At 71.9% G+C, this 17,876-nt stretch carries 13 protein-coding genes and 1 pseudogene; all 14 read left to right on the top strand.

The window, feature by feature from the left end:
• The first annotated feature begins 5 nt into the window (after positions 1 to 5).
• The 14 genes and pseudogenes from ACN28G_RS18875 (at position 6) to ACN28G_RS18810 (ending at position 17,831) form a co-directional block, all read left to right on the top strand.
• On the top strand, positions 6 to 1,640 hold the full coding sequence (locus ACN28G_RS18875) for a fucose isomerase (RefSeq protein WP_421479987.1): 1,635 nt from the start codon (positions 6 to 8) through the stop codon (positions 1,638 to 1,640).
• Positions 1,637 to 3,139: an FGGY-family carbohydrate kinase gene (locus tag ACN28G_RS18870; RefSeq protein WP_091442239.1), complete on the top strand. Its 1,503-nt coding sequence runs from the start codon at positions 1,637 to 1,639 to the stop codon at positions 3,137 to 3,139. Before ACN28G_RS18875 ends, ACN28G_RS18870 begins: the two co-directional genes overlap by 4 nt.
• Positions 3,140 to 3,315: 176 nt before the next feature.
• Positions 3,316 to 4,641, top strand: a pseudogene (locus tag ACN28G_RS18865) (deoxyguanosinetriphosphate triphosphohydrolase family protein); the annotation flags it as partial.
• Positions 4,642 to 4,705: 64 nt separating this feature from the next.
• Positions 4,706 to 5,536 carry a siderophore-interacting protein gene (locus ACN28G_RS18860; RefSeq protein ID WP_091442234.1) on the top strand — a complete coding sequence of 277 codons (831 nt, stop codon included), beginning with the start codon at positions 4,706 to 4,708 and terminating at the stop codon, positions 5,534 to 5,536.
• 140 nt (positions 5,537 to 5,676) lie between these two features.
• A complete protein-coding gene (locus tag ACN28G_RS18855; protein WP_091442231.1) occupies positions 5,677 to 7,332 on the top strand; it encodes a BCCT family transporter in 1,656 nt (551 codons plus the stop codon).
• Between the two features lie 136 nt (positions 7,333 to 7,468).
• Entirely contained in the window at positions 7,469 to 9,370 is a 1,902-nt protein-coding gene (dnaG, locus tag ACN28G_RS18850) for a DNA primase (RefSeq protein ID WP_421479984.1), read from the top strand.
• Entirely contained in the window at positions 9,370 to 9,906 is a 537-nt protein-coding gene (locus tag ACN28G_RS18845) for a hypothetical protein (RefSeq protein WP_091442222.1), read from the top strand. The genes dnaG and ACN28G_RS18845 overlap by 1 nt, the downstream gene beginning before the upstream one ends.
• A gap of 105 nt (positions 9,907 to 10,011) precedes the next feature.
• The gene (locus tag ACN28G_RS18840) at positions 10,012 to 10,944 is read left to right on the top strand and encodes an ABC transporter ATP-binding protein (protein ID WP_091447056.1); all 933 of its coding nucleotides are present in this window, start codon (positions 10,012 to 10,014) and stop codon (positions 10,942 to 10,944) included.
• Position 10,945: 1 nt separating this feature from the next.
• Positions 10,946 to 11,740, top strand: coding sequence for an ABC transporter permease (locus tag ACN28G_RS18835; protein ID WP_421479982.1), 795 nt, complete (start codon positions 10,946 to 10,948; stop codon positions 11,738 to 11,740).
• 9 nt (positions 11,741 to 11,749) lie between these two features.
• Positions 11,750 to 12,559, top strand: a complete 810-nt coding sequence (locus ACN28G_RS18830) for an ABC transporter permease (RefSeq protein ID WP_091442218.1) — start codon at positions 11,750 to 11,752, stop codon at positions 12,557 to 12,559.
• Positions 12,560 to 12,623: 64 nt separating this feature from the next.
• Positions 12,624 to 13,775, top strand: coding sequence for a YihY/virulence factor BrkB family protein (locus tag ACN28G_RS18825; RefSeq protein WP_421479980.1), 1,152 nt, complete (start codon positions 12,624 to 12,626; stop codon positions 13,773 to 13,775).
• A gap of 188 nt (positions 13,776 to 13,963) precedes the next feature.
• Entirely contained in the window at positions 13,964 to 15,142 is a 1,179-nt protein-coding gene (locus tag ACN28G_RS18820) for an ROK family protein (protein WP_091447045.1), read from the top strand.
• A complete protein-coding gene (locus ACN28G_RS18815) occupies positions 15,139 to 16,707 on the top strand; it encodes a sugar ABC transporter ATP-binding protein (protein ID WP_421479978.1) in 1,569 nt (522 codons plus the stop codon). The genes ACN28G_RS18820 and ACN28G_RS18815 overlap by 4 nt, the downstream gene beginning before the upstream one ends.
• Positions 16,704 to 17,831 (top strand): ABC transporter permease, encoded by a 1,128-nt coding sequence (locus ACN28G_RS18810; protein WP_091442210.1) that lies wholly within the window; start codon positions 16,704 to 16,706, stop codon positions 17,829 to 17,831. Before ACN28G_RS18815 ends, ACN28G_RS18810 begins: the two co-directional genes overlap by 4 nt.
• Positions 17,832 to 17,876: the final 45 nt, after the last annotated feature.

The following is a 17,876-nucleotide window of genomic DNA, read 5'->3' as shown; positions in this document are numbered from 1 at the left end:
ACCTCGTGAGCAGCTACACCTTTCCCGCGTTGACCGACGCACCCCGGGCCGAGCCCGGCGTGGTCTGGACCGTCGCCAGTGGTGACCTGCGGCCCAGCGCCAACGTCACCTGCTGGCCGGTGCAGCGGCAGTTCGAGGCCGACCTCCAGCGGGCGGTCACCGCCCTGGGCCACCGGGTCCAGCGGGCCCACCCGGTCGACGAGGCCGCCGGGCACGGCTTCATCGCCAGCCAGCGGCAGGGCATCGAGGTGTTCAAGTCGATCCCGCCGGACGCGCCGCTGATCGTCGCCGAGGCGGTCTGGCAGTACAGCCACCACGTCCTGGCCGGGCTGCGGACCCACCGCGGGCCGATCCTGGTGGTGGCGAACTTCAGCGGCGAGTTCCCCGGCCTGGTCGGGCTGCTCGGGCTGACCGCCAGCCTGACCAAGGCCGGGGTGGCCCACTCCATCCTGTGGAGCGAGGCGTTCACCGACGACTGGGCGGTCGCCGGGCTGCGGACCTGGCTGGAGACCGGCACGCTGGAGCACGACCAGAGCCACGTACGGGACCTGCCGGCGCTGCCGGACACCGACGAGGTACGCCTCGGTCGGGCGCTGGCCGCCCAGCTCATCCGGGAGAAGGCCATCATCGGCGTCTTCGACGAGGGCTGCATGGGCATGTACAACGCCATCATCGACGACGAGCTGCTCAACCCGCTCGGCATCTACAAGGAGCGGCTGTCGCAGAGCGCCCTGGTCGCCGAGATGGCCAAGGTGACCGACGCCGAGGCGCAGGCCGTGCGGGACTGGCTGGACGCCGCCGGGCTGACCTTCCACACCGGCACCGACGAGGCCACCGAGCTGACCGACGCCCAACTGCACAGCCAGTTCAAGATGTACGTCGCCGCGCTGCGGATCTCCGACGACTTCGGCCTGGACGCGGTGGGCATCCAGTACCAGCAGGGCCTCAAGGACGTCGTCCCGGCCAGCGACCTGGTCGAGGGGCTGCTCAACGACGTGTCCCGCCCGCCGGTGCGCAGCCGCGACGGCTCCCGGGAGCTGTACCCCGGCGTCGCCCTGCCGCACTTCAACGAGGTCGACGAGGGGGTGGCCGTGGACTCCCTGGTGACCAACCGGATCTGGACCGCGATGGGGCTGGACCCGGCGACCACCCTGCACGACATCCGCTGGGGCGAGGAGTACGACGGCCGGTTCGTCTGGGTCATGGAGATCTCCGGCTCGGTGCCGGCCGCACACAACGGCGGGTACGACAAGAGCTGGAGCATGCGCCAGCCGCCGATGTACTTCCCGCTCGGCGGCGGCACCCTCAGCGGCGTGTCCAAGCCGGGGGAGATCATCTGGTCCCGGGTCTTCATCGCCGACGGCGTCCTCCACGTCGACCTGGGCCGGGGCACCGCCGTCGAACTGCCCGCCGAGGAGACCCGGCGTCGGCTGGACGCCACCACCCCGCAGTGGCCGATCATGCACGCCGTCCTGCACGGCGTCGGCCGCGACCAGCTGATGGCCCGGCACAAGGCCAACCACCTCAACGTGGTGTACGCCCCGGACGCCACCACCGCCGACGCGGCGCTGGCCGCCAAGGCCGCCATGTTCGCCGAGCTGGGCCTGCAGGTGCACCTCTGCGGTGAGGTGAGCCTGTGACCGCACCGCTGCTGATCGGCATCGACCTCGGCACCGGCAGCAGCAAGGGGGTGCTCACCGACGCCGCCGGCCAGGTGCTGGCCACCGCCGTGCGGCACCGCCCCCGGTCGATGTCCATGCCCCACCCCGGGTGGGCCGAGGTCGACGCCGAGGCGGTCTGGTGGGGCGACGTGACCGCCATCGCCGCGGAGCTGACCGCCGCCGCGCAGGACGCCCCGGTCGCCGCCGTCTGCGTCAGCGGCGTCGGCCCCTGCCTGGTGCTCTGCGACGAGCAGGACAACCCGGTCCGACCGGCGATCCTCTACGGCGTCGACATGCGGGCCACCGAGGAGATCGCCGAGCTGACCGACCGGTACGGCGCCGACGAGGTGCTGCGGCGCACCGGTACGCCGATCACCAGCCAGGCCGTCGGCCCCAAGGCGCTCTGGGTACGTCGCCGGGAACCACAGGTCTGGGACCGCGCCACCCGGTGGTACAACTCCAGCTCGTACGTGGTCCGGAAGCTGACCGGCGAGTACGTCCTGGACCACCACACCGCCAGCCAGTCCGTGCCGCTGTACGACCTGGAGGCCCGGCGGTGGCACCAGCCCTGGTACGACGAGATCATGGCGGGGCTGCCCGCGCCGAGGCTGGCCTGGTCGGCCGAGGTCGTCGGCACGGTGACCCCGGCGGCGGCCGAGGCGACCGGCCTGCCGGTGGGCACCCCGGTCTGCGCCGGCACCGTGGACGCCTGGGCGGAGTCGGTGAGCGTCGGCGTCCGCGCCCCCGGCGACCTGATGCTGATGTACGGCTCCACCATGTTCTTCGTCCAGCAGTTGGCCGCGGTCGCCCGGCACCCGCAGCTGTGGAACACCGCCGGGGTCGCCCCGGACACGTACTGCCTGGCCGCCGGGATGGCCACCTCGGGCAGCCTCACCGGTTGGCTTCGCGAACTCGTCGGCGACGTACCGTTCGAGACCCTGGTCGCCGAGGCGGCGCGGGTGCCGGCCGGCTCCGACGGGTTGCTGCTGCTGCCGTACTTCGCCGGCGAACGCAGCCCGATCTTCGACCCGGACGCCCGGGGGGTGATCGCCGGCCTGACCCTGCGGCACGGCCGGGGTCACCTGTTCCGGGCCGTCTACGAGGGCATCGCCTACGGCATCCGGCAGATCCTGGAACTGCTCGACACCCCGGCCAACCCGGTCCAGCGGCTGGTCGCGGTGGGCGGTGGCACCCAGGGCGGGCTCTGGACGAAGATCGTCAGCGACGTCACCGGCCGGGAACAGGAGGTGCCGGCGGTGACCATCGGGGCCAGCTACGGCGACGCCCTGCTGGCCGCGATCGGCGCCGGCCTGGTCGCCCCGGACACCGACTGGACCCGCCCCGGCGAGATCGTCCGCCCCGACCCGTCAACGGCCACCACCTACGACCCCCTCTACGCCGCCTACACGGCGCTGTACCACTCCACCCGCCCCCAAATCCACCACCTAGCCACCCTGCAAGGAAGGGCCCCCTGTTAACGCTTTCTGTATAGCGGGACACCCCTCTAACAAGGGGCGCTGATCCCCGCAGCCCGGCCTCGGCTCCCACGCCTTCCAAGGTGAGAGGGGTGACCTTCTCTACCGTATGCGTTAATAGGGGGCCCTTCCTTGCATCCAGGGGGGTGGGAGGGGGGATCGTGAGCTGTCCGGCGGGGCTGCCGGAGGAGCGGCGGGTCGACGAGCCGGCCAAGGACAGCGGGTACGGGCGGTCGGCGTACCAGCGGGACCGGGCCCGGGTGCTGCACTCGGCGGCGTTCCGCCGGCTGGCCGCCAAGACCCAGGTGCACACCGCCGGCAGCGACGACTTCCTGCGTACCCGGCTGACCCACTCGCTGGAGGTGGCGCAGATCGCCCGGGAGATGGGGGCCCGGCTGGGCTGCGACCCGGACGTGGTGGACACCGCCGGGCTGGCTCACGACCTGGGGCACCCGCCGTTCGGGCACAACGGGGAGGCCGCCCTGGACCTGCTGGCCGCCGGCTGCGGCGGGTTCGAGGGCAATGCACAGACGCTGCGGGTGTTGACCCGGCTGGAGGCCAAGGTCGTCGCCGCCGACGGCAGCTCCGTGGGGCTCAACCTGACCCGGGCCACCCTCGACGCCACCGGCAAGTATCCCTGGCCGCGCCGCCCGGGGCAGCGCAAGTTCGGGGTGTACGCCGACGACCGCCCCGTCTTCGACTGGCTGCGCAGGGGAACACCGGAGCCGACGGCCCGCGACCCGGAGGCGGCGCGGCGCGGCCTGGAGGCGGCGCCGGAGGCGGTGCGGCGGGGCCTGGAGGCGGCGCCGGAGGCGGTGCGGCGGGGCCTGGAGGCGGCGCCCGAACCTCGGCGGTGCCTGGAGGCGCAGGTGATGGACTGGGCCGACGACGTGGCGTACTCGGTGCACGACGTGGAGGACGGCGTACACGGCGGTTATGTGGTCCTGGGGCCGTTGTTGGCCGATCCGGCCGAGCGGGCCGCGCTCTGTGCGGACGTCGCCGCCACCTACTCCATCGAGAGCGCCGCCGACCTGGCCGGGGTGCTGGCCGACCTGCTCGCCGAGCCGGCGGTGGCCGGGTTGGCCGGCTACGACGGCAGCCATCGCGCGCAGGTCGCCCTGAAGGCCACCACCAGCCTGCTGACCGGCCGGTTCGTGGCCGCGGCGGTGGCGGCGACCGAGGCCCGGCACGGCCCCGGACCGCACCACCGCTACGCCGCGGACCTGGTCGTGCCGACCCGGGTACGCGCCCAGTGCGCGTTGCTCAAGGGGATGGCGTTGCGGTACGTAATGCGTCGACCCGGTGCCGAGCAGCGGTACGCCCGGCAGCGGGAGGTGCTCGCCGAGCTGGTGGCGGCGCTGGTCGCCGGCGCCCCGCAGGCTCTGGATCCGGTCTTCGCGCCGCTGTGGCGGGCCGCCGCCGACGACGCGGCCCGGCTGCGGGTGGTGATCGACCAGGTGGCCTCGCTTACCGACCCGGCCGCAGTGGCCTGGCACCGCCGGTTGACCGCCCGCCGCTGACCGGTGGGGGCGGGCCGGGCCGCTGCGCAGTTAGGGTAACCTAAGTGGCATGACGGAGCGCCCGAAGAAGGTCACGACCGCCCAGGTGGTACGCACCGAGCGGCCCACCCCCCACCTGGTCCGGCTGGTGCTCGGCGGTGCGGAGTTGGTCGGCCTGCCGGTGGGCGAGTTCACCGACCACTACGTCAAGCTGGTCTTCCCGGTGCCCGGGGTGACCTATCCGGAGCCGATGGAGCTGGCCGCGATCAAGCGGGACCTGCCCCGGGCGCACTGGCCACGGCTGCGGGCGTACACGGTGCGGGCCTTCGATCCGGTGGCCGCGGAGTTGACCATCGACGTGGTGCACCACGGCGACGAGGGGTTGGCCGGCCCGTGGGCGGCGGCGTTGCGCCCCGGCGACCCGGTGTACTTCGTCGGCCCCGGCGGGGCGTATGCGCCGAGTCCCACGGCGGACTGGCATCTGCTGGTCGGTGACGAGAGCGCGTTGCCGGCGATCGGCGCGGCCCTGGCGCGGCTGCCGCGCGGTGCCGCCGCCCGGGTCTTCGTGGAGGTCGCCGACGCGGCCGAGGAGCAGGAGTTGACCAGCCCGGGGGCGGTGGAGCTGACCTGGCTGCACCGGGCCGGCCGGCCGGTGGGCGAGGCGCTTGTCGACGCGGTCCGGGCGCTGGAGTTCCCGCCCGGCACGGTGCACGCCTTCGTGCACGGCGAGGCGACCTTCGTCAAGGAGCTGCGGCGGCTGCTGCGGGTCGAGCGGGGGGTGCCCCGCGAGCAGTTGTCGATCTCCGGCTACTGGCGGCGGGGGATGGACGACGAGGGCTGGCGCTCCACCAAGCCCGACTGGAACCGCCAGGTCGAGGCGGAAGAGGCCGCCGTCGGCTGAGCCCGACTGGCCGCCGTGAGCTGACCGTTTTGTCGGGCTGACCGAAATTCGAGCAGCTCAAACGAGGTCGTTTCCGCCAAACCCGTTCAGCGGTGGATCACCATGGGTATGGGCCGTACCCATGAGTGAAACGAGCAAACATGTCTGAGTCGACCGAGACCGCGACACCGGACGCGCAGCCGGGCGTGGACAGACGGCCCGATCCGGTCCTGCTCGCGCTGAGTATCGTCGGGGTGCTGGCCGTGGTGGCCTGGGGCTTCCTCGGCCGGGACTCGCTGGCCAGCTTCGGCGAGTCCGGCCTGAACTGGGTGATCGACACCTTCGGGTGGTTCTTCGTGATCGCGGCGAACATCTTCCTGGTGCTCGCCGTGGTGGTGGCGGTTTCCCGGTTCGGCCGGATCCGGCTGGGCCAGGACAGCGACGAGCCCGAGTTCAGCAATCTGGCCTGGATCGCGATGATGTTCGCCGGTGGGATGGGGATCGGGCTGGTCTTCTTCGCCGTCGCCGAACCGATCCAGCACTACGCCACCCCCGCGCCGGCCGCCGGGGTGGAGCCGGAGACCGGGCCCGCCGCCTCGGCCGCCATGCAGTGGACCCTGTTCCACTGGACCCTGCACCCGTGGGCGATCTACGCGGTGGTCGGGCTGGCCCTGGCGTACTCGATGTTCCGCAAGGGGCGGGACAACCGGATCTCGGCGGCCTTCCACCCGCTGATCGGCGCGCGGGCGGACGGGCCGATCGGCCGGGGCATCGACCTGCTGGCCGTCTTCGCCACCGTCTTCGGCACCGCCACCAGCCTGGGGCTGGGCTCGCTGCAGATCGCCGCCGGGCTCAACCTGGTCGTCGGGGTCGAGGAGAGCGACGTGGTCGAATTGGTGATCATCGCCGCGCTCACCCTGGCCTTCGTGCTCTCGGCCTTCTCCGGGCTGCACCGGGGGATCAAGTGGCTGTCGACCACCAACATCCTGCTCGCCGTCGGGCTGATGCTCTTCGTCTTCGTGCTCGGGCCGACGATCTACGTCCTGGAGGTGCTGCCGGCCAGCATCGGCGACTACCTGAGCAACCTGGTGAGCATGTCCACCCGGACCGGGGCTTTCTCCGACCAGGCCTGGCTGGGCGGCTGGACGATCTTCTACTGGGCGTGGTGGATCTCCTGGGCACCGTTCGTCGGCACCTTCATCGCCCGGATCTCCCGGGGTCGTACGGTGCGGCAGTTCCTGATCGGCGTCCTGCTGGTGCCCAGCGGGGCCAGCACGATCTGGTTCGCGGTGATGGGCGGCAGCGCGCTGCGGGCCCAGGCCACCGGCTCCCGGGATCTGGTCGCCGACGCGGCGGAAGGCTCCGAGCAGGCCCTCTTCGGGCTGTTGGAGTCGCTGCCGCTGGCCGGGGTGACCAGCGTGCTGGCCATGGTGCTGATCGGGCTGTACTTCGTCACCAGCGCCGACTCCGCCTCACTGGTGGTCGGCTCGCTGACCTCGCACGGCGCGTTGCGCCCGCACCGCGGGGTGGTGGTCGTCTGGGGCGTGCTGATCGGGGCCGTCGCCGGGTCGCTGCTGCTCGCCGGCGGGCTGGACGCCCTGCAACAGGCCACCATCATGGTGGCGCTGCCGTTCACCCTGGCGATGCTCTGCCTCGCCGCCGCCATGGTCAAGGAGATGTCCAGTGACCCGGCGGTGAACCCGCCGCCGTCCGGGGTCCGTCGGCGCGGTCTGCCCGAGGCGATCGGCGCAAGCCGGTCGTACGAGGAGGAGAACGCCCCTCCGGTACGGCGCTACCTGCGCCGCCGGGGCAACTGACCCGACCGTCCCGCGTCGCCGTGGCGACGGATCCGGCAGGTGGCCGGCGGGCCCCCTCCCGACCGGGGTGGGGCCCGCCGGCGTCGGCGGTGCGGGGGCGTACCCGAGGCGACGGCGATCATCGGCGCAGGGCAGGATGGAGCACCGAGGGGGTGGTGCGATGGCTGGGCGGATCCGGGACGAGGACATCGCGCTGGTCCGGGAACGCACCGCGATCGACGACGTGATCTCCGAGACGGTGACCCTGCGGTCGGCCGGCGGCGGCAACCTCAAGGGGTTGTGCCCGTTCCACGACGAGAAGAGCCCGTCGTTCAACGTCTCACCCGGGCGCAACGTCTGGTACTGCTTCGGCTGCGGCGCCGGTGGCGACGCGATCAAGTTCCTGATGGATGCCGAGCACCTCAGCTTCGTGGAGTCGGTGGAGCGGCTCGCCGCCCGCGCCGGCATCCAGCTGCGGTACGTCGAGAACGAGTCCGGCACCCCCCGGCCACGGACCCAGCCGGGGCAGCGGCAACGCCTGGTCGCCGCGCACGCCGCCGCCGTCGAGTTCTACCAGGGGCAGCTCGGCACGGCCGGGGCCCGGGTGGCGCGGGAGTTCCTGGCCACCCGGGGCTTCGACCGGGCCGCCGCGCTGCGGTACGGCTGCGGCTTCGCCCCCGACGGTTGGGACCTGCTCACCAGGCATCTGCGTCAGCAGGGCTTCAGCCACGACGAGCTGGTCACCGCCGGGCTGTCCCGGCCGGCGCGCTCCGGCTCGCTCATCGACCGGTTCCGCCGCCGGCTGCTCTGGCCGATCCGGGACCTGACCGGCGACGTGATCGGCTTCGGGGCCCGCCGGCTCTTCGACGACGACGACGGCCCGAAGTACCTCAACACCCCCGAGACCCCGATCTACAAGAAGTCGCACGTGCTGTACGGGATCGACCAGGCCAAACGGGAGATCGCCAAGCAGGGCAAGGTGGTCGTGGTCGAGGGGTACACCGACGTGATGGCCTGCCACCTGGCCGGCGTACCGACGGCGGTGGCGACCTGCGGCACCGCCTTCGGCGCGGACCACATCGGGGTGCTGCGCCGGCTCCTGCTGGACAGCGACGAGGTGGCCGGCGAGATCATCTTCACCTTCGACGGGGACGCCGCCGGCCAGAAGGCCGCGCTGCGGGCCTTCGAGGACGACCAGCGCTTCGTCGGGCGTACCTTCATCGCGGTCAGCCCGGACAGCATGGACCCGTGCGACCTCCGCCTGGCAAAGGGCGACCTGGCCGTGCGGGACCTGGTCGCCCGCCGCGAGCCGCTTGTCGACTTCGCGCTACGCCACGTGATCAACCGCTTCGACCTGGACACCGTCGACGGCCGGGTGGAGGCGATGCGCCGGGCCGCCCCGCTGGTGGCCAAGATCAAGGACCGGGAGAAACGCCCCGAGTACGTCCGCAAGCTCGCCGGTGACCTCGGCATGGAGATCGAGCCGGTGCAGCGGGCCGTGCTGGCCGCCGGTGACGGCCGTGACCCGGGGCAGCCGCCGGCCCGGGGGGCGAACCGCCCGGCACCCACGGCGGCGGACGGGCCGCAGTCGATGGTGGAACGGGAGGCGCTGAAGCTCGCCCTCCAGGTGCCGGTGCTCGCCGGGCCGATGTTCGACACCGTCGAGGCGGACGCGTACCGGCATCCCGTACACCTGGTGGTCCGGGACGCGGTGGCGGCGGCCGGGGGAGCGGCGGGGGAGACCGCGGCGACCGGTGGCGCCAACTGGATCGCCTCGGTCCGCGACGCCTGCCCCGACCTGGCCGCCCAGGCCCTGGTCGGCGAGTTGGCGGTGGAGCCGTTGCGGATCGACGGCGAGCCGGATCCCCGGTACGTCTCGGTCACCATGGCCCGGTTGCAGTGGGCCGCGGTCACCGGTCGGATCCGCGACCTCAAGTCCCGGATCCAGCGGATCAACCCGGTGGCCAACAAGGACGAGTACTTCGCCCTCTTCGGGGAGCTGCTCTCGCTGGAGCAGCACGCGAGGGCGCTGCGCGAGCAGGCCGCGGGAGGACTGTGATGGGACTGTTCCGACGCCGGCGCAAGCTCCCGGCGACCGACCGGCCCCCGCTGGAGCGGGACGAGCGGGTGCTGGCCTGGGCGGCCGTCGGCAACGGCGAGGGCGACGGCGTGGTGGTCGCCAGCAACCTCGGGCTCTGGCTGCCCGGCCGGGGGCAGCGGTTGGGCTGGCACGAGATCATCAAGGCCACCTGGTCCGGGCGGGAGTTGGGCGTCATCCCCGGCGAGCAGGCCCACGAGCGGGACGGCTACCTGGTGGTGGCGGACCTGCCGGTGGAGCGGTACCTGCTGCTCGACCCGGGGGACCTGCCGCACCAGGTACGGGCCCGGGTCACCAACTCGGTGGCGTACACCCAGCATCACGCGGTGCCCGGCGGCGCCGGCCGGATCGTCGCGCGGCGGGTGCCCGGGGTGGACGGCCTGACCTGGACGGTCCGCTATGATCCCGGCACCCCGGCCGAGGACGAGGCGGTGCGCGCCGAGACCGACGCGCTGGTGGCCGCCGCCCGCGCCGCCACCGCCCCCGCCAACCTCTGACCGTGAGGATGTAGGAGCGGGTCCGGCCCGGGTTGTGATCGACCTCGCGGGATTGGGGGTGGTCCGCGACGGGTCATGGCTGCGGACGGTGACTATGGTCGGGCGGTGACCAGTGCGCAACCACTCATCCGGGCCCGGGGGCTGGTGAAGCGGTTCGGTGACTTCACCGCCGTGGACGGCATCGACGTCGAGGTGCGCGCGGGTGAGGCGTTCGGCTTCCTCGGGCCCAACGGGGCGGGCAAGTCCTCGACCATGCGGATGGTCGGTTGCATCTCCCCGCCCAGCGGCGGCCAGCTGCGCATCCTCGGCATGGATCCGGTGGCCGACGGCGCGGCGATCCGGGCCCGGTTGGGGGTCTGCCCCCAGTTGGACAATCTCGATCCGGAGCTGACCGTCCGGGAGAACCTGGTCGTCTACGCCGGGTACTTCGGCATCTCCCGCCGGGTGGCCCGGGCCCGCGCCGCCGAGTTGCTGGACTTCGTGCAGCTCACCGAGCGTGCCGACAGTGTGGTCGAGCCGCTCTCCGGCGGCATGAAGCGCCGGTTGACCATCGCGCGGGCGCTTGTCAACGAGCCGGACATCGTGCTGCTCGACGAGCCCACCACCGGGCTGGACCCGCAGGCCAGGCACCTGGTCTGGGAGCGGCTGTTCCGGCTCAAGCGGGAGGGGGTCACGCTGGTGCTGACCACCCACTACATGGACGAGGCGGAGCAGCTCTGTGACCGCCTGGTGGTGATGGACGGCGGCCGGATCGTGGCCGAGGGGGCACCCCGGGAGCTGATCGGGAAGTACTCCACCCGCGAGGTGGTGGAGTTGCGCTTCGCGACCGACTCGCAGCAGGAGTACGCCGACCGGGTGGCCGGGTTGGCCGAGCGGGTCGAGGTGCTGCCGGACCGGATCCTGCTCTACGTCACCGACGGTGACGCGGTGGTGGGACAGCTGTCCGGGGCGGGCCTGGCCCCGGCCAACGTGCTGGTCCGCCGCAGCAGCCTGGAGGACGTCTTCCTGCTGCTCACCGGCCGTACGTTGGTGGACTGAGGTGGTGGCGGTGACGAGCCGGCGGCCGGCCCGACCCCGGGTGCCGGCGTGGACCGTGCTGGTCTACTACCTGACCAACTACCGGCGGACCTGGCGGGCCGGGCTCTTCTCGTCCTTCTTCCTGCCCCTGCTCACCGTGGTCGGCTTCGGCCTGGGGGTCGGCTCCTACGTCGATCAGGGCCTCGACGGGGTGAGCTACCTGTACTGGATCGTGCCGGGCCTGCTCCTGGCCGGGATCCTGCAGGTGGCGGTGCTGGAGTCGACCTTCCCGGTGTTCAGCGGCTTCCAGTGGTCGAAGATCTATTTCGGTCAGTACGCGGCTCCGCTGCGGGTCGGCGACATCGTCGCCGGGCACCTGGCCTTCGTGGTGTTCCGGGTGCTCACCGCGGCGATCGCCTTCCTGCTGGTGACCGCGGCCTTCGGCGCGCTGCGGTCGTTCTGGGCGGTGGCCGTGCTGCCGGTGATCGTCCTGTTCACCCTGGCGATGATCACCCCGATCTTCGCGTTCAGCGCCTCGGTGCCGACCGACACCCATCTGACCATCCTGTTCCGCTTCGCGGTGCTGCCGATGACCCTGTTCAGCGGGGTGTTCTTCCCGGTGGAGTCGCTGCCGACCGGGTTGCGTCAGGTGGCGTACCTCAGTCCGCTCTGGCACGCGGTGGACCTCTGCCGGGCGGCCACCCTCGGGATGGCCCCGCAGTGGTCGATCGTCGGTCACCTGCTCTATCTCGCGGCCTGGGCGGTGGTCGGTTGGGTGCTGGCCCGCCGCGCGTTCCGCCGTCGGCTCGTCGTCTAGGAGGCGGTCTTGGTCGCTCTGGTGCTGCCCCGGCTGGTCGGGGTCCGGGATCTGGCCCGCCGCTCGGGCGCGGTGGCCGGGCGCAACGTCGCGGCGCTGCGGCCGGTCTACTGGGTGCTGCTGGTCTCCGGGCTGTTGGAGCCGCTGCTCTACCTCTTCTCCATCGGGGTCGGGGTGGGCAGCCTGATCGGTGATCTGACCCTGCCCGGTGGGCAGGTCGTCGGGTACGCCACCTTCGTCGCCCCGGCGATGCTGGCCGCCTCGGCGATGACCGGGGCGCTTGCCGAGACCACCTTCACCTTCTTCGGCAAGATCAAATACCTGAAGCTGTACGACGGCATGATCGCCACCCCGGTACGGCCCTTCGAGATCGCCCTCGGCGAGCTGGGCTGGGCGATGCTGCGGGGCAGCTCCTACTCGGTGGCCTTCCTGGTGGTGATGGTGGCGATGGGCCTGACCTCGCCGGTGCGCGCGCTGGTGGCGCTGCCCGCCGCGGTGCTCGTCGGGTTCGCCTTCGGCGCGCTCGGGCTGGCCTTCGCGACGTATCTGCGCAGTTGGCAGGACCTGGACCTGATGGGGTCGGCCCAGTTCACCCTCTTCCTCTTCTCCGGCACGTTCGTGCCCGCCGAGACGTACCCGACGGTGTTGCGCTGGCTGGTGGAGGTGACCCCGCTCTACCGGTCGGTGCACCTGATCCGGGACATCTCGATCGGTGCCGGCGGCTGGACCTGGCTGCTCGACGTCCTCTACCTGCTGGTGCTGACCGGGGTGGGGTTGCTGGTGGCGTCGCGTCGGATGAACGCCATCCTCTACCGGTAGGTGGTTACCGAGGTGGCCACCGGGGCAAGTCGGAGGGAACACCGCCGACTGCGAGGGAGCCTCGATGGCCGCCGCCGATCCTGCCGACCGCGACGCCCGTGACCAGCCCGGACCCGGGTCGGTGGCCGGCGACCGGAACCAGCCCGACGCCGGTGCCGAGACCGTCGACCGGCCCGACGCTGGTGCCGAGACCGTCGACCGGCCCCGGGCCGGTCAGGAGGCGGTCGGGCGGCCGGCAGGTCACCGGCCGGTCGGGCCGGACGACGGCCCGGACAGCCCCACCCAGCTGTCGGGTACCGGGTGGGTGGCGACGTTCCGGCGGACGGTCCGGGAGTTCTCCGAGGACAGCCTGACCGACTGGGCGGCGGCGCTCACCTACTACGGCGTGCTCTCCATCTTCCCCGGCATGCTGGTGCTGGTCAGCCTGCTCGGGCTGCTCGGCCCGAGCGCCACCCAGGGGGTCCGGGACACCGTCGGCCAGGCGGTGCCCGAACCGAACATCCGGCAGATCATCGACACCGCGATCACCCAGGCCCAGGAGAACGGCGGCCTGGCCGGGGTGGCGGCGGTCATCGGTCTGCTGGCCGCGTTCTGGTCGGCCTCCGGGTACGTCGCGGCCTTCATGCGTGCCTCCAACTCGATCTACGACGTGCCGGAGGGGCGACCGATCTGGAAGACCCTGCCGATCCGGGTCGGGGTCACCGCGGTCGTCGGGGTGCTGCTGCTGGCCAGCGCGGTGATCGTGGTCTTCACCGGTCGCCTCGCCGAGCAGGTGGGTGACGCCATCGGGTTCGGGTCGACCGCCGTGACGGTCTGGAACATCGCCAAGTGGCCGGTGCTGTTGATGCTGGTCAGCCTGATGTTCGCGATCCGCTACTGGGCCTCGCCGAACGCCCGGCACGGCGGGTTCCGCTGGGTCAGCCCGGGTGGGGTGCTGGCGGTGCTGATCTGGCTGGCGGTCTCCGGCGTCTTCGCCCTGTACGTCAGCAACTTCGGCTCGTACAACAAGACGTACGGTGCGCTGGCCGGTGTGATCATCTTCCTGGTCTGGCTCTGGCTGAGCAACATCGCGATCCTGCTCGGTGCCGAGTTCGACGCGGAGCTGGAGCGCAGCCGGGCCATCGCGGCGGGTCACGCGCCGGACGTGGAGCCTTACGTGGAGCTACGGGACGACCGCAAGTTGCGTAAGAAGCGCAACTCCGCTCCTCCCCGCTGACCCGGGCGGGAGCCCGCACCGCACCGTGGGTTTCCGTGATCCACTTTTAGCTTTTGTTCGAACGGACAAAAGTTTGAATCAAAATGGCCGAAGCTCTGGACAGGCGACACGCGACGCTCCTACTGTGTCGAGCACAACACGTCGGGGTTTCCTCGATGTGACTGGCTCCTGTCCCGGAGGTGGGCTCGGTGCGGTCGGAGGACCCCCTACACGTACGGCTGTTGCGGCTGCTCCGCGACGAAGGGGCGGTGTCCCGGGCCGAGTTGGGTGACCGGCTGCAGATGCCCCGCCCCCGGCTACTCGCCGAGCTGGAGCGCCTGGTCTCCCTCGGCTACGTCGCCGAGGCCGGGCTCGCCGCCTCCCGGGGCGGACGACGCTCCACCCTGGTCGAGCTGAACCCGAAGCTGCGCTTCGCCGCGGTGGACATGGGTGCCAGCTCGATCGACGTCGAGGTGGTCGACGGCCGGCTGGAGCCGGTCGCCGCCTACGCCGAGCCGATCGACATCCGCTCCGGCCCCAAGGTGACCCTGCACCGGGTCAACGACCTGCTGCACAAGGCCAAGGTGGACGGGGCGTACGAGCGCCTGGACGCGGTCGGGGTCGGCGTGCCCGGCCCGGTGAGCTTCCGCGACGGCGTCCCGGTCTCCCCGCCGATCATGCCCGGCTGGGACCGGTTCCCCCTGCGTGAGCTGCTGACCCGGGAGCACGGCTGCCCGGCGGTGGTCGACAACGACGTCAACATCATGGCCATCGGGGAGCGGCACGGCGGAGTGGCCCACTCCGTCGACGACTTCCTCTTCATCAAGATCGGCACCGGCATAGGGTGTGGGATCTACCTCAGCGGTGAGGTCTACCGGGGCACCGACGGCTGTGCCGGGGACATCGGCCACATCCAGGTCGACCCGAACGGTCCGACCTGCTCCTGCGGCAACATCGGCTGCCTGGAGGCGCTGTTCAGCGGGGCCGCGCTGGCCAAGGAGGCGGCGCTGGCCGCCCGCAGCGGCGCGTCGCCCGCGCTTGCCGAGCGGTTCACCGCCCGGGGCGAGGTCACCGCCCTGGACGTCGCCGAGGGCGCCGTCGAGGGGGACGTGACCTGCATCAACCTGATCCGCGACGGCGGACGGCGGGTCGGCGGCGTGCTCGCCGGCCTGGTGAGCTTCACCAACCCTTCGATGATCGTCATCGGCGGGGGCCTCGCCCAGCTCGGCCACATCCTGCTGGCCGAGATCCGCAGCGTGGTCTACCGCCGCTCGCTGCCCCTGGCCACCGGCAACCTACCGGTGGTCCTGTCCGAACTCGGCCCACGGGCCGGTGTCGCCGGAGCAGCGGTGCTCGCCAGCGACGTCGCCTTCGGGGAGGCATCATGAGTGAACCGACCGAACCCCTGGTCCACGCCCCCGCCGGCACCGTCGCCGGCGAGGTGGTCCTACGACTGACCGATGTGGTCAAGACCTTCCCCGGCGTGCGCGCGCTCGACGGCGTGCAGCTGGAGGTGCGCGCCGGCGAGGTGCACTGCCTGCTCGGGCAGAACGGCGCCGGCAAGTCCACCCTGATCAAGGTGCTCGCCGGGGTCCACAAGCCGGACTCCGGGCTCATCGAGTGGCGTGGCGAGCCGGTGAGCTTCGCCAACCCGCAGGCCGCCATGAAGGCCGGCATCGCCACCATCTACCAGGAACTCGACCTGGTCGAGGACCTCTCGGTGGCGGAGAACGCCTTCCTCGGCCACGAGCCGAAGGTCGCCGGCTTCGTCCGCCGGGGGCAGATGGCCCGGCGTACCCGGGAGATCCTCGGCCGGCTCGGGCACGGCGAGATCCCGCCCAGCCGGATGGTGCGCGCCCTGCCGGCCGCCGGCAAGCAGGTGGTCAGCATGGCCCGGGCGCTCTCCCACGAGGCCCGACTGATCATCATGGACGAGCCGAGCGCGGTGCTGGCCCACGACGAGGTCGGCAACCTGTTCCGGATCATCCGGGAGCTGACCGCGCAGGGCATCGCGGTCATCTACATCTCCCACCGGATGGAGGAGATCCGGGAGATCGGCGACCGGGTGACCGTGCTCAAGGACGGCCGGACCACCGCGGCCAACCTGCCGGCCGCGGACACCCCCACCAAGGACCTGGTGGGCCGGATGACCGGCCGCACCATCGAGTACGTCTTCCCCGAGCGCCCGGCCGCCGACGCGGCGGCGAAGGAGCTGCTCAGCGTGGCCGGGCTCAGCCGGGCCAACGAGTTCCACGACGTCTCGCTCACCGTCCGGGCCGGGGAGATCGTCGGCATCGCCGGCCTGGTCGGCTCCGGCCGCTCCGAGCTGCTGGAGACGATCTTCGGGGCCCGGCGGGCGGACACCGGCACGATCCGGATGAACAGCCGGGCGCTGCGGCCGGGCAGCGTCGGCGCGGCGGTGAAGGCCGGCATGGGCATGGCCCCGGAGGAGCGCAAGAGCCAGGCGCTGCTGCTGGGTGAGCCGATCTACCGCAACGTCACGCTCGCCACCTTCAGCCGGTACGCCCGGCTCGGCTTCACCGACGTCGGCAAGGAACGGGCCGAGGCCAACCGCATCGCCGACGACCTGGAGCTGCGTCCGTTGGATGTCAACCGGGCGGTACGCACCCTCTCCGGCGGCAACCAGCAGAAGGTGGTGGTCGGGCGCTGGCTGCTCGGCGACACCCGGCTGCTGCTGCTCGACGAGCCCACCCGGGGCGTGGACGTCGGTGCCCGGGCCGAGCTGTACCAGGTCATCCGGGGGCTGGCCGCCCAGGGCGTCGGCGTGCTGCTGGTCTCCAGCGAGGTGCCCGAGGTGTTGGGCCTGGCCGACCGGGTGCTGGTGATGCGGGAGGGCCGGATGGTCCGCGAGGCACCGGCCGGCGAACTGGATGAGAACACTGTGCTCGACCTCGTCATGGCGGGGTCCTTGATGGAAGGCGCACCAGCATGAGTGAGGACGCTCCCACATCCACCGCCACATCGGAGCGTTCGGCGACGTTGCCGGCGCAGTCCCCGCCGGTCGACCCGGCCGAGACCCACGCGGCAGCCGAGAAGACCGCCGCCAAGCCCGGCCTCTCCTGGTGGCGCGGGAGCGGCGGTGAGGGCGCCAAGCGCAACCTCGGCCTGATCGGGGTGCTGGTGGCCCTGGTCGTCATCGGCATCGTGACCCGGCCCGACCTCTACTCCGACTCCAGCTGGGTGTGGGGGAACTTCCTCACCATCCTCAAGCTCGCCTCGGTGGTCGGCGTGGTCACCGTCGGGATGACCTTCGTGATCATCGGTGGTGGCATCGACCTCTCGGTGGGCGCGATCATCGCCCTGGCCGGGGTCTGGGCCACCACGGTGGCCACCCAGAGCTTCGGCACCGGCGGCATGATCTTCACCGCGGTGGTGGTCGGCATCTGCGTCGGCCTGGTCAACGGGGTGCTGATCTCGTACGGCCGGCTGGTGCCGTTCATCGCGACACTGGCCATGCTGGTGGCCGCCCGTGGGCTGGCCGCGCAGATCTCCGGCAAGCAGACCCAGGTCTCCGACAACGACTTCATCAACGGCATCGCCGCCAACAACCTGCTCGGCATCCCGCTGCTGGTCTACATCCTGGCCGCGGTGGTGATCGGCGGCTGGGTGCTGCTCAACCGCACCACCTTCGGTCGGCGTACGGTGGCCGTCGGCGGCAACCCGGAGGCCGCCCGGCTGGCCGGGATCAACGTCAAGCGGCACACCGTGCTGCTCTACGCCCTCTCCGGGCTCTGCGCCGGTATCGCGGCGATCATGCTCACCGCCCAGGCCAACTCGGCCCAGGCGGCGATGGCCAACCTGTACGAGCTGGACGCGATCGCCGCGGCCATCATCGGCGGGACGCTGCTCAGCGGTGGCCGTGGCACCATCGTCGGCTCCCTGCTCGGGGTGCTGATCTTCTCCACCATCACCAACCTCTTCGCCATCAACGGGCTCTCCACCGAGGCCCAGAACATGGTCAAGGGCGGCATCATCGTCGCCGCCGTGCTGATCCAGCAGATCCAGTACGGCAGCCTCGGCAAGTTCCTCAACCGCAACCGCGCCACCACCGCCTGACCCCGGGCGACACCCCGAATCCCCCGAACCCCCGCCCCCCGAACC

This window comes from Micromonospora sp. WMMA1923, assembly GCF_049179195.1.
In the GTDB taxonomy this organism is placed as follows: Bacteria; Actinomycetota; Actinomycetes; order Mycobacteriales; family Micromonosporaceae; genus Micromonospora; species Micromonospora yangpuensis.
Note: the sequence above shows the minus strand (reverse complement) of the source record. Positions and strands in the feature narration are given on the sequence as shown.